This window comes from Flavobacterium stagni (genome assembly GCF_004122105.1).
GTDB lineage: Bacteria > Bacteroidota > Bacteroidia > Flavobacteriales > Flavobacteriaceae > Flavobacterium > Flavobacterium stagni.
Genome location: NZ_SBKN01000001.1, coordinates 786,384 through 806,227, shown reverse-complemented (window position 1 = coordinate 806,227; position 19,844 = coordinate 786,384). Strand labels below are relative to the sequence as shown.

Sequence of the window (19,844 nt, the reverse complement as noted above, 5' to 3'; positions counted from 1 at the left end):
AAGATTTGGAAACCTTTTTTAACATAGCAGAATTCCCAACATCCAAAGGCACTGTAGTGACTTTAGGCACATTTGACGGTGTGCATTTAGGACATCAAAAAATAATTAAAAAGCTTACGGAATCTGCTCAAAAAATGGAGTTAAAAAGTTTAGTGCTTACATTTCACCCACATCCAAGAACCGTATTACAAGACTCCTCTTCCCTACAACTTTTAAATTCTATTGAAGAAAAAAAAGTTTTGTTAGCCCATCAAAATATTGATTTCTTAGTCATTCATCCATTTGATAAAGAATTTTCGCGACTCACTGCAGAAGAATTTGTTGTGAATGTTCTGGTTAAAAAATTCAATGTAAAAAAAATCATTATTGGCTATGATCACCGATTTGGTCGTAACCGAACAGCAACCATAGAAGACCTAATTCATTTTGGAGCTGTACACGGATTTGAAGTTGAACAGATTTCTGCGGAAGAAATAAATGAAATCACCATTAGTTCTACTAAAATTCGTGAAGCACTTCATCGAGGCAAGATCAAAATTGCCAATGACTATTTGGGATACAATTATACATTGAATGGAACTGTTGTTCAAGGCCAACAAATTGGACGAACAATTGGTTTTCCAACAGCGAATATAGCGATAGAGACTTCTGAAAAATTAATTCCGTGCAATGGAGTGTATATTGCTTTTGCCCATATCGATAATAAGAAGTGTCAAGGTGTCATGAATATCGGTAATCGGCCTACTGTAAACGGTCAATCCCAAAGTATCGAAATTCATCTATTTGACTTTAACACTTCAATTTATGGTGAAAAAATCACGCTTGAATTGATTGAATACATTCGCCCAGAACAAAAATTTGAAGACCTCAACACGCTTAAGTCACAGATAGCCAAAGACAAACAAATAGCTGCTGACTACTTTTTAGACGCTCAGTCATAATATTGCAAAACCAAAGGAATTCGTTACCTTTGAAATTCTTAAAACCCTTCACATATGAGTGAAATTAGACATAATTGGACCAAAGAAGAAATTATTGCTATTTACAACAAACCTTTAATGGATTTGTTATTTGAAGCAGCATCTATACACCGTTTACATCATGACCCTAATGTGGTTCAGGTGTCAACACTTTTATCAATTAAAACAGGCGGCTGTCCAGAGGATTGTGGTTATTGTCCACAAGCGGCACGCTACCATACCGATATTGAAGGAAACGATTTAATGTCGGTAAACCAAGTGAAAGCTCAGGCTTTACGGGCTAAAGCCTCAGGTTCCTCTCGTGTTTGTATGGGAGCCGCATGGCGAAATGTGAAAGACGGACCTGAATTTGACCAAGTGTTGGAAATGGTGCGTACGATCAATAAACTAGACATGGAAGTGTGTTGTACGTTGGGTATGTTAACCGAAAACCAAGCGCAACGTTTGGCTGAAGCAGGATTGTATGCCTACAACCATAACCTCGATACTTCTGAAGAATATTATAAAGAAGTGATTTCTACCCGCGGATTTGAAGACCGTATTCAAACTATTGAAAATGTTCGCAAAACAAATGTTACTGTTTGTAGTGGTGGTATCATTGGTATGGGGGAAAGTGTTGAAGACCGTGCCGGAATGTTAGTAGCATTAGCGACACTTGATCCACAACCTGAATCGGTGCCAATTAACGCACTAGTAGCTGTAGAAGGTACGCCAATGGAAAATGAAAAACCTGTTGAAATTTGGGAAATGATTCGTATGGTAGCCACTACACGTATTGTGATGCCCGAAACACAAGTTCGTTTGTCTGCGGGTCGAACAGAAATGTCGCGCGAAGGACAAGCCATGTGTTTCTTTGCAGGAGCCAATTCAATCTTTGCGGGTGACAAGTTATTGACTACACCTAATCCAGATGTAAACGAAGACATGAAAATGTTTGAATTACTTGGATTGCAACCCCAAAAACCATTCATCAAATTAATGCAACCCAAAACGATTGAAGCGGAAGATTCACAGTTCCAACCCTTAGGTGAAAAACCAAAATGGTCACGTCCAGGCCATAGCATTGAACGTAATGTGAAAGCTTCAATTAAAGGAAAATAAAAACTATTTTACTTCATAAAAAAAGTCCCGACAACATCGGGACTTTTTTATTACTTATAATTGAAATTACAATTGCACTTTTCGAGTAACAACAATTCCACTTTCTAATTGTATTTTAACGACTACGGTTTGGTGAGCAACTTCTAAAGCAGGAGTGGCAAGCGAATTTGTATCATTCCCTTTAACCAAACAAAGCGTTCGTCCTAAAACATCCATCACGTGCATTTCTTGAATAGGCTCTTCTGCAGATTGCGCAGTAATTACTTGATTCTTTACCGCAGTAATCACTGACTGTGATGATGTAAAATCAGTATTGCTTAAACTTGAACCTGGGACATTGAAACGCAACACGAAACGATTATTATACACACCTTGAGGCAAGGTAAATGTAAACGGACTTGCTTTTAAATCATGGAAATGACCCGTCACTTTATCCTCAATGTAAATTGCTTGCTGACCCGCAAATAAGCCATCGGTTTTGTAAATAGCCAATTGATAAGTACCGTTGGTATTCACATTTACCCCTAAAGGAATGCGATCATTACTATTAAAAGGCAATCCTTTTCCTTGAATAGAAAACGGTTCATCTTGAATCATGGAATACACGCTCAAATCACCTGTGATTTTTGATATACAATCATACAATTGATCACGACCATTGGTGGCATTGGTGGCATAGCCTACGAGTGTACGATCTTTCGAACCTGTATTAGTGTTTACAATATCCAACCAAATACGGTGCTTCTGATTTTGCATCCAATTCGCACGGAAGAAATCGGTATTGTCATACGACATAATTGAAGCATCTGCACGAAGATTATTGGTAAAAGTTAACGTATTAGGTGTCGCCGCAGCATGCAACATATTCACCATAAACCCTTGTCCAGAAGCGATTTTCCCTGCAAATGTGTCGGGCTCTGTTGAACCTAACCCGTTGTATTTGATGTAATCTGAAGTCGGATTATAATTGTATTGGTAGTTATTGTAAAACGGACTTGTAGATGAAGTCGGATTCAATCCATGCTTCCAAACCCAAATAGATCCTTCAATAACCGATTGGTTGAGCACCAAAAACTCCTCAGCATCAATAGCTGAAGGATATGGATTTCCTACTAAATTCCAGTTGTCGTCGTATCTCGTTGTTAAGGCATTGGTGGCGTTCGTTAAATCTGCATCATAATCCGCTCCATCATAATTTCCACGACTAATCGGTAATGTCAGTTGACCGTTATTGGGTTTACCTGTAAATGTAGCTGATAATGCCACGGCTGTAGTTGAATTATTGGACGCTCTAGCGATATACCCTTTTCCTTTCACCATAGAACCTGAGGCACTATTCCAATTCCCTTGTGTTCCATTGGTATTGGCGTAAGTCGGATTCCAGAAATAATGGTAATCGGTAGGCAAGTTAGTTACCATGTAATTCTCCGTTGGCGCACTCCAATAAATATAGTCATAATGCTTTGCTTGTGCTGTTCGTGTCAAACGGAATTTTGTTCCCGAGTAATCCCCATCATTGGTGTCGGTTTCATCTACTTGTACCAATTGACCTGAATTGTTTATGATAATATCTCCATTGCTGGTTAGTTTCTTATAAGCAAACACATGATCGCCCGTTCCAATGGTCAATATTTTATTGATTTTCAATTCTAAATTTCCTTTAGCATACAAATTATTGGAAACAGCAGTAGTAAAGTCATTGTCCAAAACCACATTGTAAAACTGCTCTACATTGGTATGCACATTGGAGTTAATCACTTGTGTTGCACTTCCTACAAAATGAACGGTCCCATTTCCTTCCTCAAAAGCGGCATTAGAAATTGAATTCGTCCAATTCCCATACAAATACAATTGACCATCATTTGTAGCTGAATTAGAATCATCCATATCAACAACTCCAGTCCCGCTAAGCACTAAATTACCATGTACTTCCAATTTATTCAAGACATTTCCTTGCACTTGGACTTTACGCCCAGAAACCGTTAAATCTTTACATTTTGCCAAATCTGAAAAAGTATCTGAATTAGCTGCAGTATAATCAACTACGGCATCATTAACAGCCGTATTATCAATCACCACGTCTGTTAATTCATCAGGAATTGTAAGCAAACTCCAGTTATTACAGTCAAACCAATTAGTATTGGCTGAACCATTCCATTTGTTAAAAGGGTCTGAAGCGTTAATTACAAAAGGTGAAGGTGAAGGACAAGTCCCGAAACTACTCGTCCAATTGGTGGAATAATTTACAATATTTCCAATCAAATAGGCTCTATTTCCTACAGTATACGTGGCTGCCGGAGATACCGTATAACTACGAGCATAAGTACCTGTTGTCGTATTTGCTTGCAATGAAGCACATTCCAATGCAGGGTGTTTTCTAGATCTGCGAAGATTAGCAGATGGAGTAACCACGCCACTTAAATCATCTGCTAAAGTATACCACAAACCACCATCTTGAACACCTGACAATACTGTACCTGTAAATGTTGAGCCCGAAGCATTATACGTAAAATAGCCTTGCATCAAAAACATGGAGTCTGGATTTGATGTTGATACATTTACAGAAGTATGACTCAATAAAGAGTTACCATCTGCCGATTTTCCACTAATTGTAAAAGTTGTATACGTTGTTCCTGATGGCGAAACACAAGAAATAACGGTTGCTGTTCCGCCGTTATCGGTTGTAATACAAAAAACAGAACCGGCAGGTATAGGTGTAGCACCATTGTAGGTAAATTCCAAATAGGGTACATTTCCTGTAGGAGCGATATCTGCGCGGCATTCATACCATTTATCGGTTCTCACATTTGCGGCAGGTGAGCCTCCTGTTTCATAAGTTGCATTAGTCCATAAAAAGCTAGTCCCTGGATTCACATCAACTAATGTAACTAAACGTATATCATCATCTCCTCCAGCAGCATTATTGTTATAAGCAATCAACAACAAATCCCCCGTTTTAAAAACCGTAGGTACTATGTTTTGTGGTGTACAACTTACTTCTACACCTGTACTCCATTGGGTTCCAAAGCGAACAAAAATTTCAACATAATAGGTAACGCCATTGGTTAATCCTGTAATATTTACATTGTTACCACTGGAAGCATAGACCACTTGATTAAAAGCTGTAAATGCTGGATTCGCAGTATAAGCACTTCCATCCCCAGTAGGCGTGAAAGTAATACCCGCCGCACTTGTTACAACAACTAACACTTGATCATAACAAATGGCATTAGGATTTGCCCAACCAATCAATCCGGTGGTATTCCCCGCTGTTGACGAAGCACTTGTTACATTGTTGAGTCCGATCAATTGTGTAGTCGTGCGTGATGTTGTGGAATAGACTGAGTTAGTCGGACCGTTATTTCTAAAAGTATAAATTTCAAAAACATAGGTCGCACCTGTAGTCAAACCTGTAATCGTAGCCGTTGTACCCGTTCCAATATAGACTACGCGCGATAAGGGTGCTGTACTTCCATAAGTGGGTGCTAATGAAAAATCAGTATTGAAGGTTTGTGAGGAAGCCACTAACGAAGTAATCGCATGCGGATTTAAACCACCTTGACGAGCTACTACTATATAACCATCATAAGACCCGGAAGCTGGCGCCGTCCAATTCAAAATTTGCGTAGTATTGGTTGTACAACCTTTGGTAAAACTCGCAGGCACTAAAGGTGCAGAAGGCGCAATTGTTTGTGTACCACCTGCAGTCGTAGTTCCCGTTTTTGTTCCTAAAGAGAAAATTAAATTTGCCGTAGTAACTGCATTTAAAGAAATCGTATTCCCAACAACTGCCGTTGCTGAAACATCTGCGGTAATGAAAATATAACCTGTAGTACCACCAGTAATTGATTGAGCAGTAAAAGCCGGAAAAGTTTTGGCCCCTGCTACACCCGGAGTGGTTAATGTACTTAAGGTTATATCCGCAGCGTCTAACACATTATCGGCTGAATAACGAACTTTCAAATTCACAATATCCGCAGAAACATAAGTCCCCGCAGTTACCACGTTGGCAATACCTTGAAGATTGGTAGTAACCGTCGGACTCACTTGAAATTTAAAAATTACATGATCCAATGTTGCTTGAGGGACAAAAGCAGCGGTTACTTGTGTTCCTAAATCGGCAATGGTATTTATCGCATTCACAACAGACAATGTTGCCGCTGTTGAATTCACCGCAGCACATGGAGCCGTTCCACTTACAACACAACGGTATTGGTATCCATTCATCGCAAAGGTTGCCCCAGTAATGTTCATGGTTGCTGTAGTTACTGTAGTATAAACACCGGTATTGGTTAAGTTGGTCCATGTAGCACCACTATCAGTGGATACTTGCCATTGGTAAGCCGTTGCATTAGAAGCTACGACAGTGAAAGTCGTATTCTGTGCCGCTGCAATGGATTGATTTGTGGGTTGGGTGGTAATCGATACAGCAGGATTAATCACCACTGCATACGGCCCAACAGCCGTAGTTGACCAACACCCCGAACCCGAGGTTGGATCATAAGCACGTACATAATAATTTCCAGAAGTAGTCACCGCTAAAGGTGAAGCCGCATTATTGGCTGTAGACATTCCTGTAGCTGACGTTTGCCAATAGTTCACCACAGGCGCAGTAGCCGTTCCCGTATACGTCAATGTTGTGGACGAACATGCGGGGGTAGTTCCTGTAATAGAGCCTGTAGGATTAGTTGGCGGAGTGCAGGGAGAAACAAAAGTGGCCGCTATATTCAAATCATCAATTGCTAAACCATGACTATTTGTAGCCGATTTTGTCCATCGTAACCAAATTTCTTCGCCAGGAGCTAATGTAATCGTAATTGTAGAAGACTTTGCTGCTTGATTTGCTGGTAACGTCCCGTCTATAGCTGCTGCTGCTCCAGTACTTAAATTTCCAAAATCTAAATTTGTATCTGCTGTCCAAGTTCCCGTTGCTAATGCAGTAGCACCTTTTTGATATTCAAAAACTAATGCTTGAGTCGTAGTGTTTACACGCCAATGTTCCCCTGTAAAATTTATGGTTAAAGAAGTAATACTCTGTACAGGATCGTTATTTTTGATTCGAACTGCAAAACGATGAGTTGTAGCTGTAGAAATTGCACCTAAAGCTCTATCTGTTGCTAAGCTAGCACCAAAACTATAGACATTATTCGCATTGTTTGAACCTGTATTGATTCCATAGGTTGTACCATTTTTAGTACTGTACCAACCAACAAGCGGCGTGGTGTTGTCTGTCCATGTCGGAGTACCTGTATTTGCCAACGTATTAAAGTTTTCAAAATAGGTTGGTGCTCCAGCCGTTAAATTTACTTGGGAATACGTAGTAAATTTTAAAAGTAGTAGTACAACTAAAAATACTCTTTTGAATAGCATAAAAGTTAATTTTTTTCCAGCTTACAAAATTACATCCAAATCACAGAATTTCAATAGTTTTGTATTACTAAATTATTAACAATTTAACACTCAATTTTTTACGTTTTGACCTCAAATTCAGCACTTTCCCCGAAAGAAGTCCGCTCTAAAATGGAGCAATTTTGCGCCTATCAGGAACGCTGTCATGCTGAAGTCCAGCAAAAGCTAAGAGAATACGCGATTTCGACCGCTGAAAAAGACGAAATTATTGTCTATCTCTTGCATAACAATTATTTAAACGAAGAGCGTTTTGCTTTGTTATTTGCTGTAAGTAAATTCCATCAAAAAAAATGGGGTAAGGTGCGGATCAAAATCGAATTAAAAGCGCGCCAAATCTCAGATTTTCTCATTCAGAAAGCGTTGAAAGAAATCAACCCTGAGGAATATGAAACCACTTTTGACCAACTCGCTATCCACCAATGGGAAAGTATTCGTGAGTCAAATCTCCTAAAAAAGAAAAAGAAATTTTGTGATTACCTATTGCGAAAAGGGTGGGAAAATGATCGGGTTTTTGAAAAAGCCCATGAATTCGAAAAAACCGCCCCCGAATTATAGCGAAATCAATAGTGTTACCGCATTTCCTCCAAAACCTACTGCATTCACCAAAATGTTTTTCATCGGTTTTGTGAGGGAAATTGAAGATCCAAAAGGAGTTCCGAAAAAAGTTTGTTCCTGCAACATCAACACAGCCAACTCCAAACTCAAGACCCCTGATGAGCCAAAAGTGTGACCGATTTTCCATTTGTTGGTAGTCAATAACGGTAATTTATCGCCAAATACTTTTTGAATCGCTTTGTATTCCGACAAATCGCCTTTAATGGTTCCTGGTGCATGCATTACAATGGCATCGATTTCAGAAAAAGGCAAATCACCCATCGCCATTGTCATCGATTTTTGAAAACAAACCGCCTCATCCGAAATGGAAATATTGTGTTCCAATTCATCCGTAGCATAACCCAAACCTGTGATATAAGCCAACGCATTTTTGGCATTGCGCTCCAAAGCCACTACGCCTGCCCCCTCACCCAACACCATGGTATTGCGAAGTTTATCCAAATCCATGGCCTTACACGGATACCCATCGGTTTCTCGAGAGTAAATTTTTAACGCTTGCATTTGAGCTAAGGTAAATGGAGTCAATGGGGCTTCACTTCCACCTGCAATAAATCGATCGGCCATTCCTGCTTCCAACCAAGCCACGGCATTTAAAATAGCATGCAAGGCAGTCGAACAAGTGATGGAGTGGGAAATTTCGGGTCCGGCCGACTTTAAATCGTGGGCAACCCAACTCGACAAATTGCCCAAAGTGGTGGTGGGCGAACTCAAGGTCGGAGTTTTGCCTGTAGTGATAAACTCGTGATGAAATTGTTCGAACAACTGCGTAGCACCGCGCGACGAACCGATATTGATACCAATCGCATCGCCCGCTTGCCAACCGGCTTGTGCTACGGCACGCCGACTCACATCCAACGCCATAATCACAGAAGGATCCAAGTTTTTGTACTTCGCCTCCGAGAGTCGAATGGCCGCTAAACGTGCTTGATCGGATTCCATTAAGGGAGCCACCCAATACTCTTGCGCCCCAACACGCTTTTTTTGAATCGAGGTGGCTTTAGAAGTATACGCCTCACGAATAGTTCGTACATCCGAACCCAAAGGCGATACGGTTGCTAAAGCAGTAATGGAAATACGGTGTTTCACTGGATATTTTTGAAATGCAAAGGTACTAAAACCAACCGTGAAAATGATCCTTTTGAAATTTCAATTTTGCCTCTGAAGCCTTTTCCTGAAGGAACTTTTCAAAATCTTCAACTGAACTACTTTGTACATAATCTACACCCAAACAAAAGCGAATGGGACGGCAATCATCCATTCGTAAAACGAACATCCAACCTGCTTTTGACCACGTAGATTTAACTTCTTTAATGGACTGATAGGAAAAAGATTGACTTTTTTTCCCTTTATGATAAATCAGTTCATTTTCATAAAAACAAACTACATATTTATCAGGAGCCGTAGCTAAAATAAAAAGGATAATACACAAAGTTGCAATTGGGAAAAATAAGTAAAGGATGGATTCGCCAAAGATAAGAGTCGAGGACACCAAAATGATTAATGCAACGGCGTACAACAAAACAGGGGAGTTTCTCCTAAAATAGATTCCGATATCTCCTTTGAAATTGGGTAGTTTATCTGGGTTCATCATTAATTACGTTTACAGCAGCTTCCACCACTTCATACACTTTTTCCAATTGTGCATCGGTCATGATGTACGGCGGTAAAATATAGACGATATTCCCCACTGGACGTAAAATCACACCATTTTCAATAAAAAATTGATACAAGCGATTTCGGAAATTTCCATAATAACTTTCCACGCCTTCACGAGCAATCTCCAACGCAAAAATAACACCCAAAACCCGCGTCGTTTTTACCCGAGGATGCGCGTTCATTTTTTCGGCGAAAACCAAATGATGCTTATGAATTCGTTGAATATTCGCTTGCATTTCATCCGATTCCAACAATCCAATACTGGCCAATGCTGCTGCACAACCCGTCGGATTCGCCGTAAACGTATGTCCGTGAAACAAGGCTTTGTTGACATCCGTGTCTAAAAATCCGTCAAAAATTTCTTGGGTAAACGACGTAATCGCCATGGGAATAGTGCCGCCTGTCAAGGCTTTGGACAAGCACATCATATCGGGTTGTTCCGTTAAATAGTCGCAAGCCAAGTTCTTTCCCGTTTTTCCAAAACCCGTCATCACTTCATCGGCAATTGTAAACACGCCGTATTTGCGACATAACAGTATCATTTTATCCAAAACTTCAGCACTATACATCACCATTCCCGCAGCGCCTTGGCACAAGGGCTCGAAGATAAAAGCAGCAAATTCGCCCGTTTGTAATTGCTCTTCCAACACTTGTAATGCATGCGCCTCTTGCCCATCGACAGGCACTGGAATGCGGTATACATCGACCAGTGAACCCTGAAATGCTTCCGTAAAAAAGGTAATGCCACTCGAAGCCATCGCTCCAAAAGTATCGCCATGAAAAGCATCGTCAAAGGCAAGTATGCGGCGTCGAACTTCCTTTTTGTTGTAAAAAAACTGCATAGCCGCTTTGAGAGCGACTTCAACTGCGGTCGAACCGTTGTCCGAAAAGAATAATTTCTTTTGATTAGAAGGCAACAATGCAAGTAATTTTTCAGCCAATTCCACTGCAGGTTTATTCGTAAACCCCCCAAACAAAACATGTTCGAGCGTAGTCAATTGCTTGTAAATCGCTTCCGCCATCACGGGATTGGAATGCCCATAGGGATTCACCCACCACGATGCAATCGCATCCAAATATTCTTTGCCGTTTTCATCCCACAACACCGCACCTTGCCCTTTGACAATGGCAGGTAACAAACCTACTGTTTGGTGTTGCGTATACGGATGCCAGTTGTACAGCTGGTCTTTTTCAGATAAATTCATATTATTAACGTAAAGAAGTATGAGACAACTCTTTCTTCTTGCTTCTTTTCTCTTTTTTCTTATCCCAATTTTAACAAGGTTTCACGCAATTGCTCAGCATAATCGCGCACTACATTTTCGTCAAAATAGGGTTCGTTATTGATGCGTCCTAAAAAAGGAACGCCTGTTTTTTGTAAAATAATGGATTCCGTCGGTTCATGTTCGTCCCCCGAAAAAATAATCCCTGCAATGTTTATTTTTCGCGCTTGCAAAGCTTCTATCGTCAACAAAGTATGATTGATACTGCCCAAATAATGCCGCGAAACTACAATCACTTGATAGTCGGGGCGAATCAAATCGATGACACAATCCTTAGCATTTAACGGTACAAATACACCGCCTGCCCCTTCAATCACCAAATGATTTTCGGTTGTCGGCTCTTGAATTTGCGCTACATCAATAGCAATCTCATCGAGAGCTGCGGCTAGGTGCGGACTCGCGGGCGTTTGTAACGCATAGGCATTGGGGTGAAATTGGGTTTTGGCATTGGATACACGACGACGAACTTTATGCGTATCGCTATCTTCCAAATCTCCCGCCTGAACGGGTTTCCAATAATCGGCTTCCAACGCTTCTGTAACGATCGCTGCGACCACAGTTTTTCCCACATCGGTTCCAATCCCTGTGATAAATAATTTCATGCCTTCATTTTTTTGGCAAAGTTCGGGAAGTGATTGGAAAATACCATCAAATTTTAACGAAAGCTTATTAATTTGGGCGGTGCCTCCGGCCCGGGCTATCCGCAGTGCCGGCCTTCCTGGCGTCAGGCAGGGCACTTTGCTTCTACCTGCCAACCGACAAGGTTGGTCCCTACCGCGGATTCCTGCTCCTATTGAAATAAAGTGCTGGCCAGTCGTTCTAGAACTGCAGTAATTGATTGTAACGGCGTGAACGCATGCAAACAAAATCGAAGGCGTTCTTGTCCTTCGGGAACAGTGGGGGAAAGTATGGGTTTGACCTCAAATCCGGCCTCTTGCAACGAATGAGCGATCGCGCGAACTTTGTCATTTCCCGGAATAATAGCACAATGTATCGCCGACTTGGAATACACGAAGAGCGGTTGGAGTCCGAGGCGCTTAATTTCTTGATTCATGTGCACAATGCGCGTTTGTAGCGCTTGCACGGTGGCTTGTTCTTGTTGCAAAAACTGATAAGCCACGTGAATCGTTGCAACGGCATGCGGAGACAAACCGGTAGTATAAATAAAACTTCGGGCAAAATTGACCAAGTACGACTGTAATTCATGAGAACCCAATATTGCAGCGCCGTGACAACCCAAGCCTTTGCCAAACGTAACGATACGGGCAAAAATACGAGATTGTAGGTTGAGATACTGCACGACACCTTCACCGTGTTCCCCCATAACCCCCAAGGCATGGGCTTCGTCAACTACAAGATAGGCATTGTACTGTTCGCATAGTAGGACAATTTCTTCCAGCGGCGGCGTATCACCATCCATAGAATAGACCGTTTCGAGTGCGACATAGATTTCGAAGTGATTTTCAGCCGTCCGTTTGGAATTCCATTTTTCAAGAGATTGTTGCAGCTCTTCGGGATCGTTGTGATTGAACTTATAGGATTTGGCTTTACTCATTTGCAAACCATCCCGAATGGAGGCATGGCAGAGTTCGTCATACAAAATAACATCACCGCGTTGTGGCACGGCACTAAAAAAGCCCACATTGGCATCATAACCCGAATTGAAAATCAGGGCCGATTCCGCTTGATGAAATTGAGCAATGGCTGCTTCCGTTTCTGAATATAACGAATGGTTTCCCGAAATTAAGCGCGAGCCGGTAGCGCCATTGGTTTTGCTATTTCGGGAGATCAGAAAATCATGTACGGCCTCAAACAAGGCGGCATTTTGTGCAAATCCCAAATAATCGTTGGAGGCAAAGTCCAACCGATTACCGTAAACGGGTAATTGGCGCAAGGCATTTGCCGCTTGGCGTTGGAATAACTTATGTTGTAAATTTTCTGGAAACTTCATCGTTCAAATATACGTGATTTAGCCCGGAACTACCTCATTTCGGCAGTCAGGTCGCAGCGGCATCCTCCCGATGTTAGGAGGGAGACCTACCCAAGGCAGGCAGGTACAGCGGAGAGCCGGAAATTGCTCCCTATAAAAAAACCCGATACAAAGCTGCACCGGGTTTATAGGATTTGTAAGGGTCGATATTAGTCGGCCAATACAATAACTTTATTGTCTTTCATTTCGATTGTTCCTGAATTGATGGACAAGCTGTAATTTTGGTCGTTAATTTTGGTAAAGCGACCTTTTACAGTTTCCTCAAAGTTGAACGAAGTTGCTGTAATTTTCACAGCACCGTCTTTCAAAATCGAAACGATGGGAGCGTGGTTGTTTAAGAGTTGGAATGATCCATCTACTCCAGGAAGCGTTACCGCAGTAACTTCTCCTTTGAACAACGTAGCTTCGGGTGATACTATTTCTAAAATCATTAGATATTATTTTAAATTTTAAATTTTAGATTTTAAATTAATTTATAATTCAAAATTTATCATTTAAAATAGTTGAATTATGCTTCTGCTAACATTTTTTGACCCGCTTCGATCACATCCTCGATAGTTCCTTTCAAGTTGAAAGCTGCTTCAGGTAAGTGGTCTAATTCACCGTCAATAATCATGTTAAATCCTTTAATGGTATCTTTAATATCTACCAATACTCCTGGGATACCTGTAAATTGTTCCGCCACGTGGAAGGGTTGAGACAAGAAACGTTGTACACGACGAGCACGTGATACGGCTAATTTATCTTCTTCAGACAACTCTTCCATACCTAAGATGGCGATGATGTCTTGTAATTGTTTGTATTTCTGTAGAATCTCTTTCACGCGTTGTGCACAGTTGTAGTGCTCATCTCCTAAAATAAGTGGTGTCAAGATACGTGAAGTAGAATCTAGAGGGTCTACCGCAGGATAGATACCTAACTCTGCAATTTTACGAGACAATACGGTTGTAGCATCCAAGTGAGCAAACGTTGTTGCAGGCGCTGGATCCGTTAAGTCATCCGCAGGTACATAAACCGCTTGTACGGAAGTAATCGAACCTTTTTTCGTAGATGTAATACGCTCTTGCATTACCCCCATCTCTGTTGCTAATGTAGGTTGGTAACCTACCGCAGAAGGCATACGTCCTAATAACGCAGACACCTCAGAACCCGCTTGTGTAAAACGGAAAATGTTATCTACGAAGAACAATACGTCTTTCCCTTGATCAGAACCAGCTCCATCACGGAAATACTCAGCGATAGAAAGACCTGATAATGCTACACGAGCACGTGCTCCTGGTGGTTCGTTCATCTGACCGAAAACGAATGTCGCTTTTGAATCGCGCATTCCTGCTTTATCTACTTTAGACAAATCCCATCCTCCATTTTCCATAGAGTGCATGAAATCGTCACCATATTTAATAATTCCCGACTCCAACATCTCACGTAACAAGTCGTTTCCTTCACGGGTACGTTCTCCTACACCAGCGAATACAGAAAGACCACCGTGACCTTTAGCGATGTTGTTGATCAATTCTTGGATCAATACGGTTTTACCTACACCGGCACCACCGAACAAACCGATTTTCCCTCCTTTTGCATAAGGCTCAATCAAGTCAATTACTTTAATCCCTGTGAACAACACTTCTGTTGAAGTTGAAAGTTCGTCAAATTTTGGAGCTGCTTTGTGGATAGGCATCCCGTTTGCACCTTCTTTTGGTAAATCTCCCAAACCATCGATAGCATCACCTACTACGTTAAAAAGACGTCCGTAGATATCTGAACCGATTGGCATTTGGATAGGCGCTCCTGTTGCTTGTACAACGGCACCTCTGCTCAATCCGTCGGTAGAGTCCATTGAGATCGTACGTACCGAATCTTCACCGATATGTGACTGAACCTCAAGGATTAACTTTGTACCGTCTTTTTTTACAATCTCTAACGAGTCGTAAATTCTGGGTAACTCATGCTCTTTAGTATTGAACACCACGTCAACAACCGGACCGATGATCTGTGAAACTTTTCCTATTGCGTTTGACATTACTTATGTATTTATTTAATAGCGAATTAGATTTGAAAAAACGTCGGTTTTTTTTCGAGTGCAAAGATACATTTTCGAAATAGAAAATCAATACAAAAAATTGATTTTTTTAAGCCTTTATTGATTTTTTCCAAACGGAAACTTGAAACCGCCTACAATTCTGTATAAAAACAAAAACCACCGCAAATTACGGTGGTTTTGAAATAACATATAATTAATAATTACAAACTGGCTGGGTATAAGATTCTAAAGTCGCCGAAATTGTACCCTTTGAAATTAGATCCATACGTAGCATTAATGGCTTTCAAGAATTCATTAGCAATTAAACCATAGCCTCTCGGACTTGGGTGTACACCATCCAATGAGAAGCCACCGCCTGTTACATACACAGAGGTAACATTAAATCCGTCTTTGGAAATTCCGCCATTGGCTACTTGGGTTAATAATGTATTTGCATCTACTAATGCCAATCCTTTTGATGCGGCGATAGTTGCAATTGAATTATTGAATGCGGTAGTCGCTGTTTTTACTTCTGCCGTTTCTGAAGCAGTCAACGTAGTGTTGTCTTGCATTGGATAAGACACCCCAACCGTATTAAAAGGTGATGGCGCACTAGCTGTGGTTGTACCAATAACTGTTCGTGCTGGCAATAAAATATAATCACGAGAGCCGGTTGTGTTACTAGCGTGACGCGCTTTTCCGTATAGACTACCTACGAAAGTTGCTGTTGTTGGACCTAAAACTGGAGACAACGCACTAGCAATTGGACCAGACAAGTCAACTAAAGTCTCATCAGCAATCAACAACGGATTTTTCTCTGTTGTTGCAGCATTACTGTCATCAGCCACTAAAGTTTGAAAACGAGCGGGCTGACCAATTGCGGAACAAATTTGGTTAACAGCACCAAATAATGTATTCAACTGACCAGCACTTGCAGCGGGTAATCCCGGAATTGGGTCTGTTGGTACCGTAGTGAAGAACGGTACAGAAGTCACATCAGGAATATTACCTACTACACCTTTAGCTCCATTAGCTGTTAATCCATTCACCAGAGTTGAATATACATTGGCAAATACGTTTGGATCAGTAATATCATTTGAACCATAGGTTGCTGGGTTCAAATTTCCGACTTGGTTTACTCCTGTTCCTCCAGAAGTTGCATAAGCTAAAACATCATTATTTCCAATCCACAAGGAGAAAAATGTTGGGTTTTGAGCCACTGCATCAGCCAATACATTTGTCGTTGGTGAAGATGCAAATCGCACAAAATAGGGATTGGCTTGACCCAATAATACACCTGCAGCATTTCCATAGCCATTGGCTACTAAATGGAAACTCTTTGCACCTGGAATACCCATATTATTAAATGGACCAGTCAAAACATTCGTTACTTCTGTTGAAGGTGTACCTGCTACACTTACTGGTGCAGAACCATTGAAATACAAACGTGGCCCTTGAATTTGTGTTCCTCCAATTAATAATCCACCCACATTATCATTCATATAGGGGATTTTAAATTCACCACCACCAACTAGCGCAAATTTTTGAGCCATTAAATTGGGATAGGACCCTTTTTGTCCTTCGATAAATAATGCATTATCTGAAAAACCAGCCGTTAATGAGTTTCCTAATGAAACATATTTGGAGAAATCCGCAGTTCCCGCGGTCAATGGCTGACCGTCAGAAGAATTGGGATCGGCTACCACCTCATCATCATTATTACAGGCTGTGAAAGCAATTGCTACAACAAACAGCCATTTAAAATTCTTTATCATGGTAAAAGATGTTTTAAGTTAAAAATTATGGGTTAAGCGTTAAAGAAGCAAAATATTGACTTCCGATAAAACCAGCTCCAAGCACTTGTTGGTATTCTTTACCACCAAGGTTGGTCGCTCCCAACTTAATAATTGCTTTCAATTTTGGGATGTTGTAATTGATTTGTGCATCAAATACAGTTGCTTCGTTGATGTAACCATCTACGAAAGTAGATTCCCATTGATAACCTGTATTCCAACGCCCACTAATGTTAAACCCGAAGTTTTTGAACAATTTATCATTGCTGATACTCGCTTTCACACGGTGTTTTGGTGTATTGAAACCTGCTTCAAACCCTGGATCTTTGCCTTGATCAAAATCAAATTGTGCATAGTTATAATTAGCGCTTACTTCAAAGTTTCTTGGCAATTTATAATTTAATCCAGCACCGAAACCTAATGACCGCACCTCAACATCTGTATTCGTATACAATTGGAATACGCGGGTATTGCCTGTTGCTAATGCATCAATCGATTGTGCTCCTGGGTTAGTAGGGCCTGCCAATGGATTTGGAGCATCTTGTGCTGTACCATACAAAGGAGTTACCACATTGATGTTTCCAATGAAGTCATTGTAAATATTGTAATATCCTGTTAAATCATACGATAAGTTTTTGATTTGTCCGCGATAGCCCAATTCAAAAGCTTTTACCGTTTCTGGTTTCACCAAGTTCACATTCGCTTTGCGCAATAAGGCAGAAGCCGCAACAGGATCTGTACTAGCCAAAGCCGCAAACTGTGAAGCGGAAGAAGCGGTATACGAGTTATAGTAAGCATTGTTACCGTTAATCGTAGTCGATGTACCTCCAACAATAGCTTGACCTGAAGCCGAAGTAACTGGTAATGTTTCTGTATATCGAATTAAGTTATCGGGTGCAGACCCAAGTAAAACTGCACTACCTACGTTAAAACCGATATATTGATCTTGCGTCGTTGGGTTACGGAAACCGGTTTGGAAAGACCCACGGAAGTTGTGATTTTTTTGTTCTCCAGCTGAATAAACTAAAGATACACGTGGTGAGAAATTCCCGTCAAAGTTTTGCGATTTGTCATAACGAACCGAACCTGTAAATTTCAAACGGTCTTCCATGAATTTCTTTTGAACTTGAGTATACAAACCGTGTTCTCTGTAAAGAATATCTGTTCCTTTGTCAGTATAAATTCTTCCTAATGAATTCAATTCATACATACGGAATGAACCACCCACTTGAATTTCAGCAAATTTGATTAAATCTTTAAAATTATAGTTGGCATCCGAATGGTATAATTTAGAGTCGTCAACCAATTTTGATCCAGTCAACACATCAGAATCCGCGATTACTCTATTGAATGCTGCTTGGAATTCTGGTGTACCCGGAATTAAACGACCTGTATCTGCTATATTACGAGCAGCTGCATGCGCTTGTGTTGGTGTAGCCCCTGCTAAAGTAGATTGCACATAGGTTGCAGCATATTGACCAAACCAAGTAGCATCTGATTTCCATTGACGGTTAACATTCAAACCGGTGAACAACATGTCGTAGGAATTTCCGCCATCTTCTGTAGTGAAATAACCACGAATGAAATAGTTTTTCCCTTTCAATTCTAATTTATGTTGTTGCATAAAAAAGCCATTCAAATAATAACGGTTGGCTCCTTGATACACAGTATTACCAAATCCAAATTTACTTTGCCAAATGATTTCATTATCATCGCCCCAAGGCTTGAAATGTAACGAGAAATCGACTTTAGCATTACGTACTTTATTGTCTGTTAAATCTACCTCATTATATCCTGTACGTGACACATTGTAATTAGGTAAAATTTGTTGGAATACAGAAAATTGTGCTGGTGTGATTACCCCTGCATTTAACATTCCTGTCGCAACACCTCTAATGTTTGTTGAAGCCTCATCTCCATACACATTAATACCATTATAGTTTGGTGCCGAACGATCCATTCCGATATTATTCACTAAATCTTTATCACGATAGTCTGTTGCATACCAATCGGTACCTTTCATGAATGAAAAGTTAGCTTTGGCTGCAAAATGTTTAGTAAACGCATGCGCAACACGCACACCATAATCCACATATTCATTCGCTCCCGCTGCTTTTTGATTGGTTTGACCGTATTTGGCATACGCAGAAATTCCTTGACTTGTAAAAGGGCTCTTACTGTTCATAAACAAAATACCATTAAAGGCATTTGCTCCATACAACGCTGAAGATGCTCCTGGTAACAACTCTACACTTTGCACATCCAATTCTGAAATCCCGATAAGATTTCCTAACACGAAGTTCAACAATGGTGAAGAGTTATCCATACCGTCAACCAACTGCATAAAACGTGTATTGGCCACCGTAGCAAAACCACGTGTATTGATGGATTTAAAAGACATACTACTAGTATTCATATGTACCTCTTTTAAATTCTCTAACCCATCATAAAAAGAAGGTGAAGCTGTCTTCTTGATGTCCTTAACGGTCATACGCTCAATAGTAACCGGAGATTCTTTGATTCGCTCAGGTGTACGTGAAGCAGAAACAACAATTTCTTCCAAACGGGTATCTTCATTTTGAAGCACCACGCTTACATTTTGAGAAGCTGAAGTGATCTGCACCTTTTGAGCCGCAAATCCAATACTGGAAATCTCAATGGTAAAAGGTGGTTTTTTGGAAACTTTCAGGGTGAATTTACCGTCAGCATCCGTGACAGTTCCTGAAGATTCTCCGGCAACCTTAACATTGGCTGCTGGCACAGGTTCGTTTTTGCTATCCTTAACCGAACCTGTAATCGTTGTTTGTGCCATACTCACTGCACAGAACAACAGCGTTACAAAAAGATGGTAAATCTTCATCTGATATTATTTTGTTGGTTTATGTAGCCAAAATACGAATATTTTTGAAATTATTAATTATGCGTGCATAATTTTTCTAATCTGATAATTTTTTAAACTAATTTAACAGTGAATCGGTAAATAAAAAGCAATACTCT

The 19,844-nt window shown here is 40.6% G+C and carries 13 protein-coding genes; 3 read left to right on the top strand and 10 right to left on the bottom strand.

Translation table 11 applies throughout. The features are described from left to right. The first annotated feature begins 5 nt into the window (after positions 1 to 5). Positions 6 to 941 carry a bifunctional riboflavin kinase/FAD synthetase gene (locus EQG61_RS03520; RefSeq protein WP_129460505.1) on the top strand — a complete coding sequence of 312 codons (936 nt, stop codon included), beginning with the start codon at positions 6 to 8 and terminating at the stop codon, positions 939 to 941. A gap of 54 nt (positions 942 to 995) precedes the next feature. Beyond that, positions 996 to 2,081, top strand: a complete 1,086-nt coding sequence (gene bioB, locus EQG61_RS03515; RefSeq protein ID WP_129460504.1) for a biotin synthase BioB — start codon at positions 996 to 998, stop codon at positions 2,079 to 2,081. Positions 2,082 to 2,147: 66 nt separating this feature from the next. Here bioB and EQG61_RS03510 read toward each other — a convergent pair whose 3' ends face one another. Further along, a complete protein-coding gene (locus EQG61_RS03510) occupies positions 2,148 to 7,451 on the bottom strand; it encodes a hypothetical protein (protein WP_129460503.1) in 5,304 nt (1,767 codons plus the stop codon). Between the two features lie 150 nt (positions 7,452 to 7,601). Here EQG61_RS03510 and EQG61_RS03505 point away from each other — a divergent pair, with 150 nt between their 5' ends. Beyond that, positions 7,602 to 8,045: a regulatory protein RecX gene (locus EQG61_RS03505; RefSeq protein WP_129460502.1), complete on the top strand. Its 444-nt coding sequence runs from the start codon at positions 7,602 to 7,604 to the stop codon at positions 8,043 to 8,045. On the opposite strand, the gene EQG61_RS03500 is transcribed toward EQG61_RS03505, so the two are convergent. The 9 genes from EQG61_RS03500 to EQG61_RS03460 all read right to left on the bottom strand — a co-directional run bounded on the left by EQG61_RS03500 (position 8,040) and on the right by EQG61_RS03460 (position 19,707). Next, positions 8,040 to 9,191 carry a beta-ketoacyl synthase N-terminal-like domain-containing protein gene (locus tag EQG61_RS03500; protein ID WP_129460501.1) on the bottom strand — a complete coding sequence of 384 codons (1,152 nt, stop codon included), beginning with the start codon at positions 9,189 to 9,191 and terminating at the stop codon, positions 8,040 to 8,042. The two genes, EQG61_RS03505 and EQG61_RS03500, sit on opposite strands and share 6 nt — an antisense overlap. A gap of 25 nt (positions 9,192 to 9,216) precedes the next feature. Further along, positions 9,217 to 9,696, bottom strand: a complete 480-nt coding sequence (locus EQG61_RS03495) for a hypothetical protein (protein ID WP_129460500.1) — start codon at positions 9,694 to 9,696, stop codon at positions 9,217 to 9,219. Beyond that, positions 9,680 to 10,966 (bottom strand): adenosylmethionine--8-amino-7-oxononanoate transaminase, encoded by a 1,287-nt coding sequence (gene bioA / locus EQG61_RS03490; protein ID WP_129460499.1) that lies wholly within the window; start codon positions 10,964 to 10,966, stop codon positions 9,680 to 9,682. The genes EQG61_RS03495 and bioA overlap by 17 nt, the downstream gene beginning before the upstream one ends. Positions 10,967 to 11,025: 59 nt before the next feature. After that, positions 11,026 to 11,646 (bottom strand): dethiobiotin synthase, encoded by a 621-nt coding sequence (bioD, locus tag EQG61_RS03485; protein WP_129460498.1) that lies wholly within the window; start codon positions 11,644 to 11,646, stop codon positions 11,026 to 11,028. A 188-nt stretch (positions 11,647 to 11,834) separates the two neighbouring features. Beyond that, positions 11,835 to 12,995, bottom strand: a complete 1,161-nt coding sequence (locus tag EQG61_RS03480) for an aminotransferase class I/II-fold pyridoxal phosphate-dependent enzyme (protein ID WP_129460497.1) — start codon at positions 12,993 to 12,995, stop codon at positions 11,835 to 11,837. A 188-nt stretch (positions 12,996 to 13,183) separates the two neighbouring features. After that, a complete protein-coding gene (locus tag EQG61_RS03475; RefSeq protein WP_129460496.1) occupies positions 13,184 to 13,465 on the bottom strand; it encodes a F0F1 ATP synthase subunit epsilon in 282 nt (93 codons plus the stop codon). A gap of 77 nt (positions 13,466 to 13,542) precedes the next feature. After that, on the bottom strand, positions 13,543 to 15,054 hold the full coding sequence (gene atpD / locus EQG61_RS03470; protein WP_129460495.1) for a F0F1 ATP synthase subunit beta: 1,512 nt from the start codon (positions 15,052 to 15,054) through the stop codon (positions 13,543 to 13,545). A gap of 221 nt (positions 15,055 to 15,275) precedes the next feature. Continuing rightward, positions 15,276 to 16,829 carry a G-D-S-L family lipolytic protein gene (locus EQG61_RS03465; protein WP_129460494.1) on the bottom strand — a complete coding sequence of 518 codons (1,554 nt, stop codon included), beginning with the start codon at positions 16,827 to 16,829 and terminating at the stop codon, positions 15,276 to 15,278. Positions 16,830 to 16,854: 25 nt separating this feature from the next. Next, positions 16,855 to 19,707 carry a TonB-dependent receptor gene (locus EQG61_RS03460; protein ID WP_129460493.1) on the bottom strand — a complete coding sequence of 951 codons (2,853 nt, stop codon included), beginning with the start codon at positions 19,705 to 19,707 and terminating at the stop codon, positions 16,855 to 16,857. Positions 19,708 to 19,844: the final 137 nt, after the last annotated feature.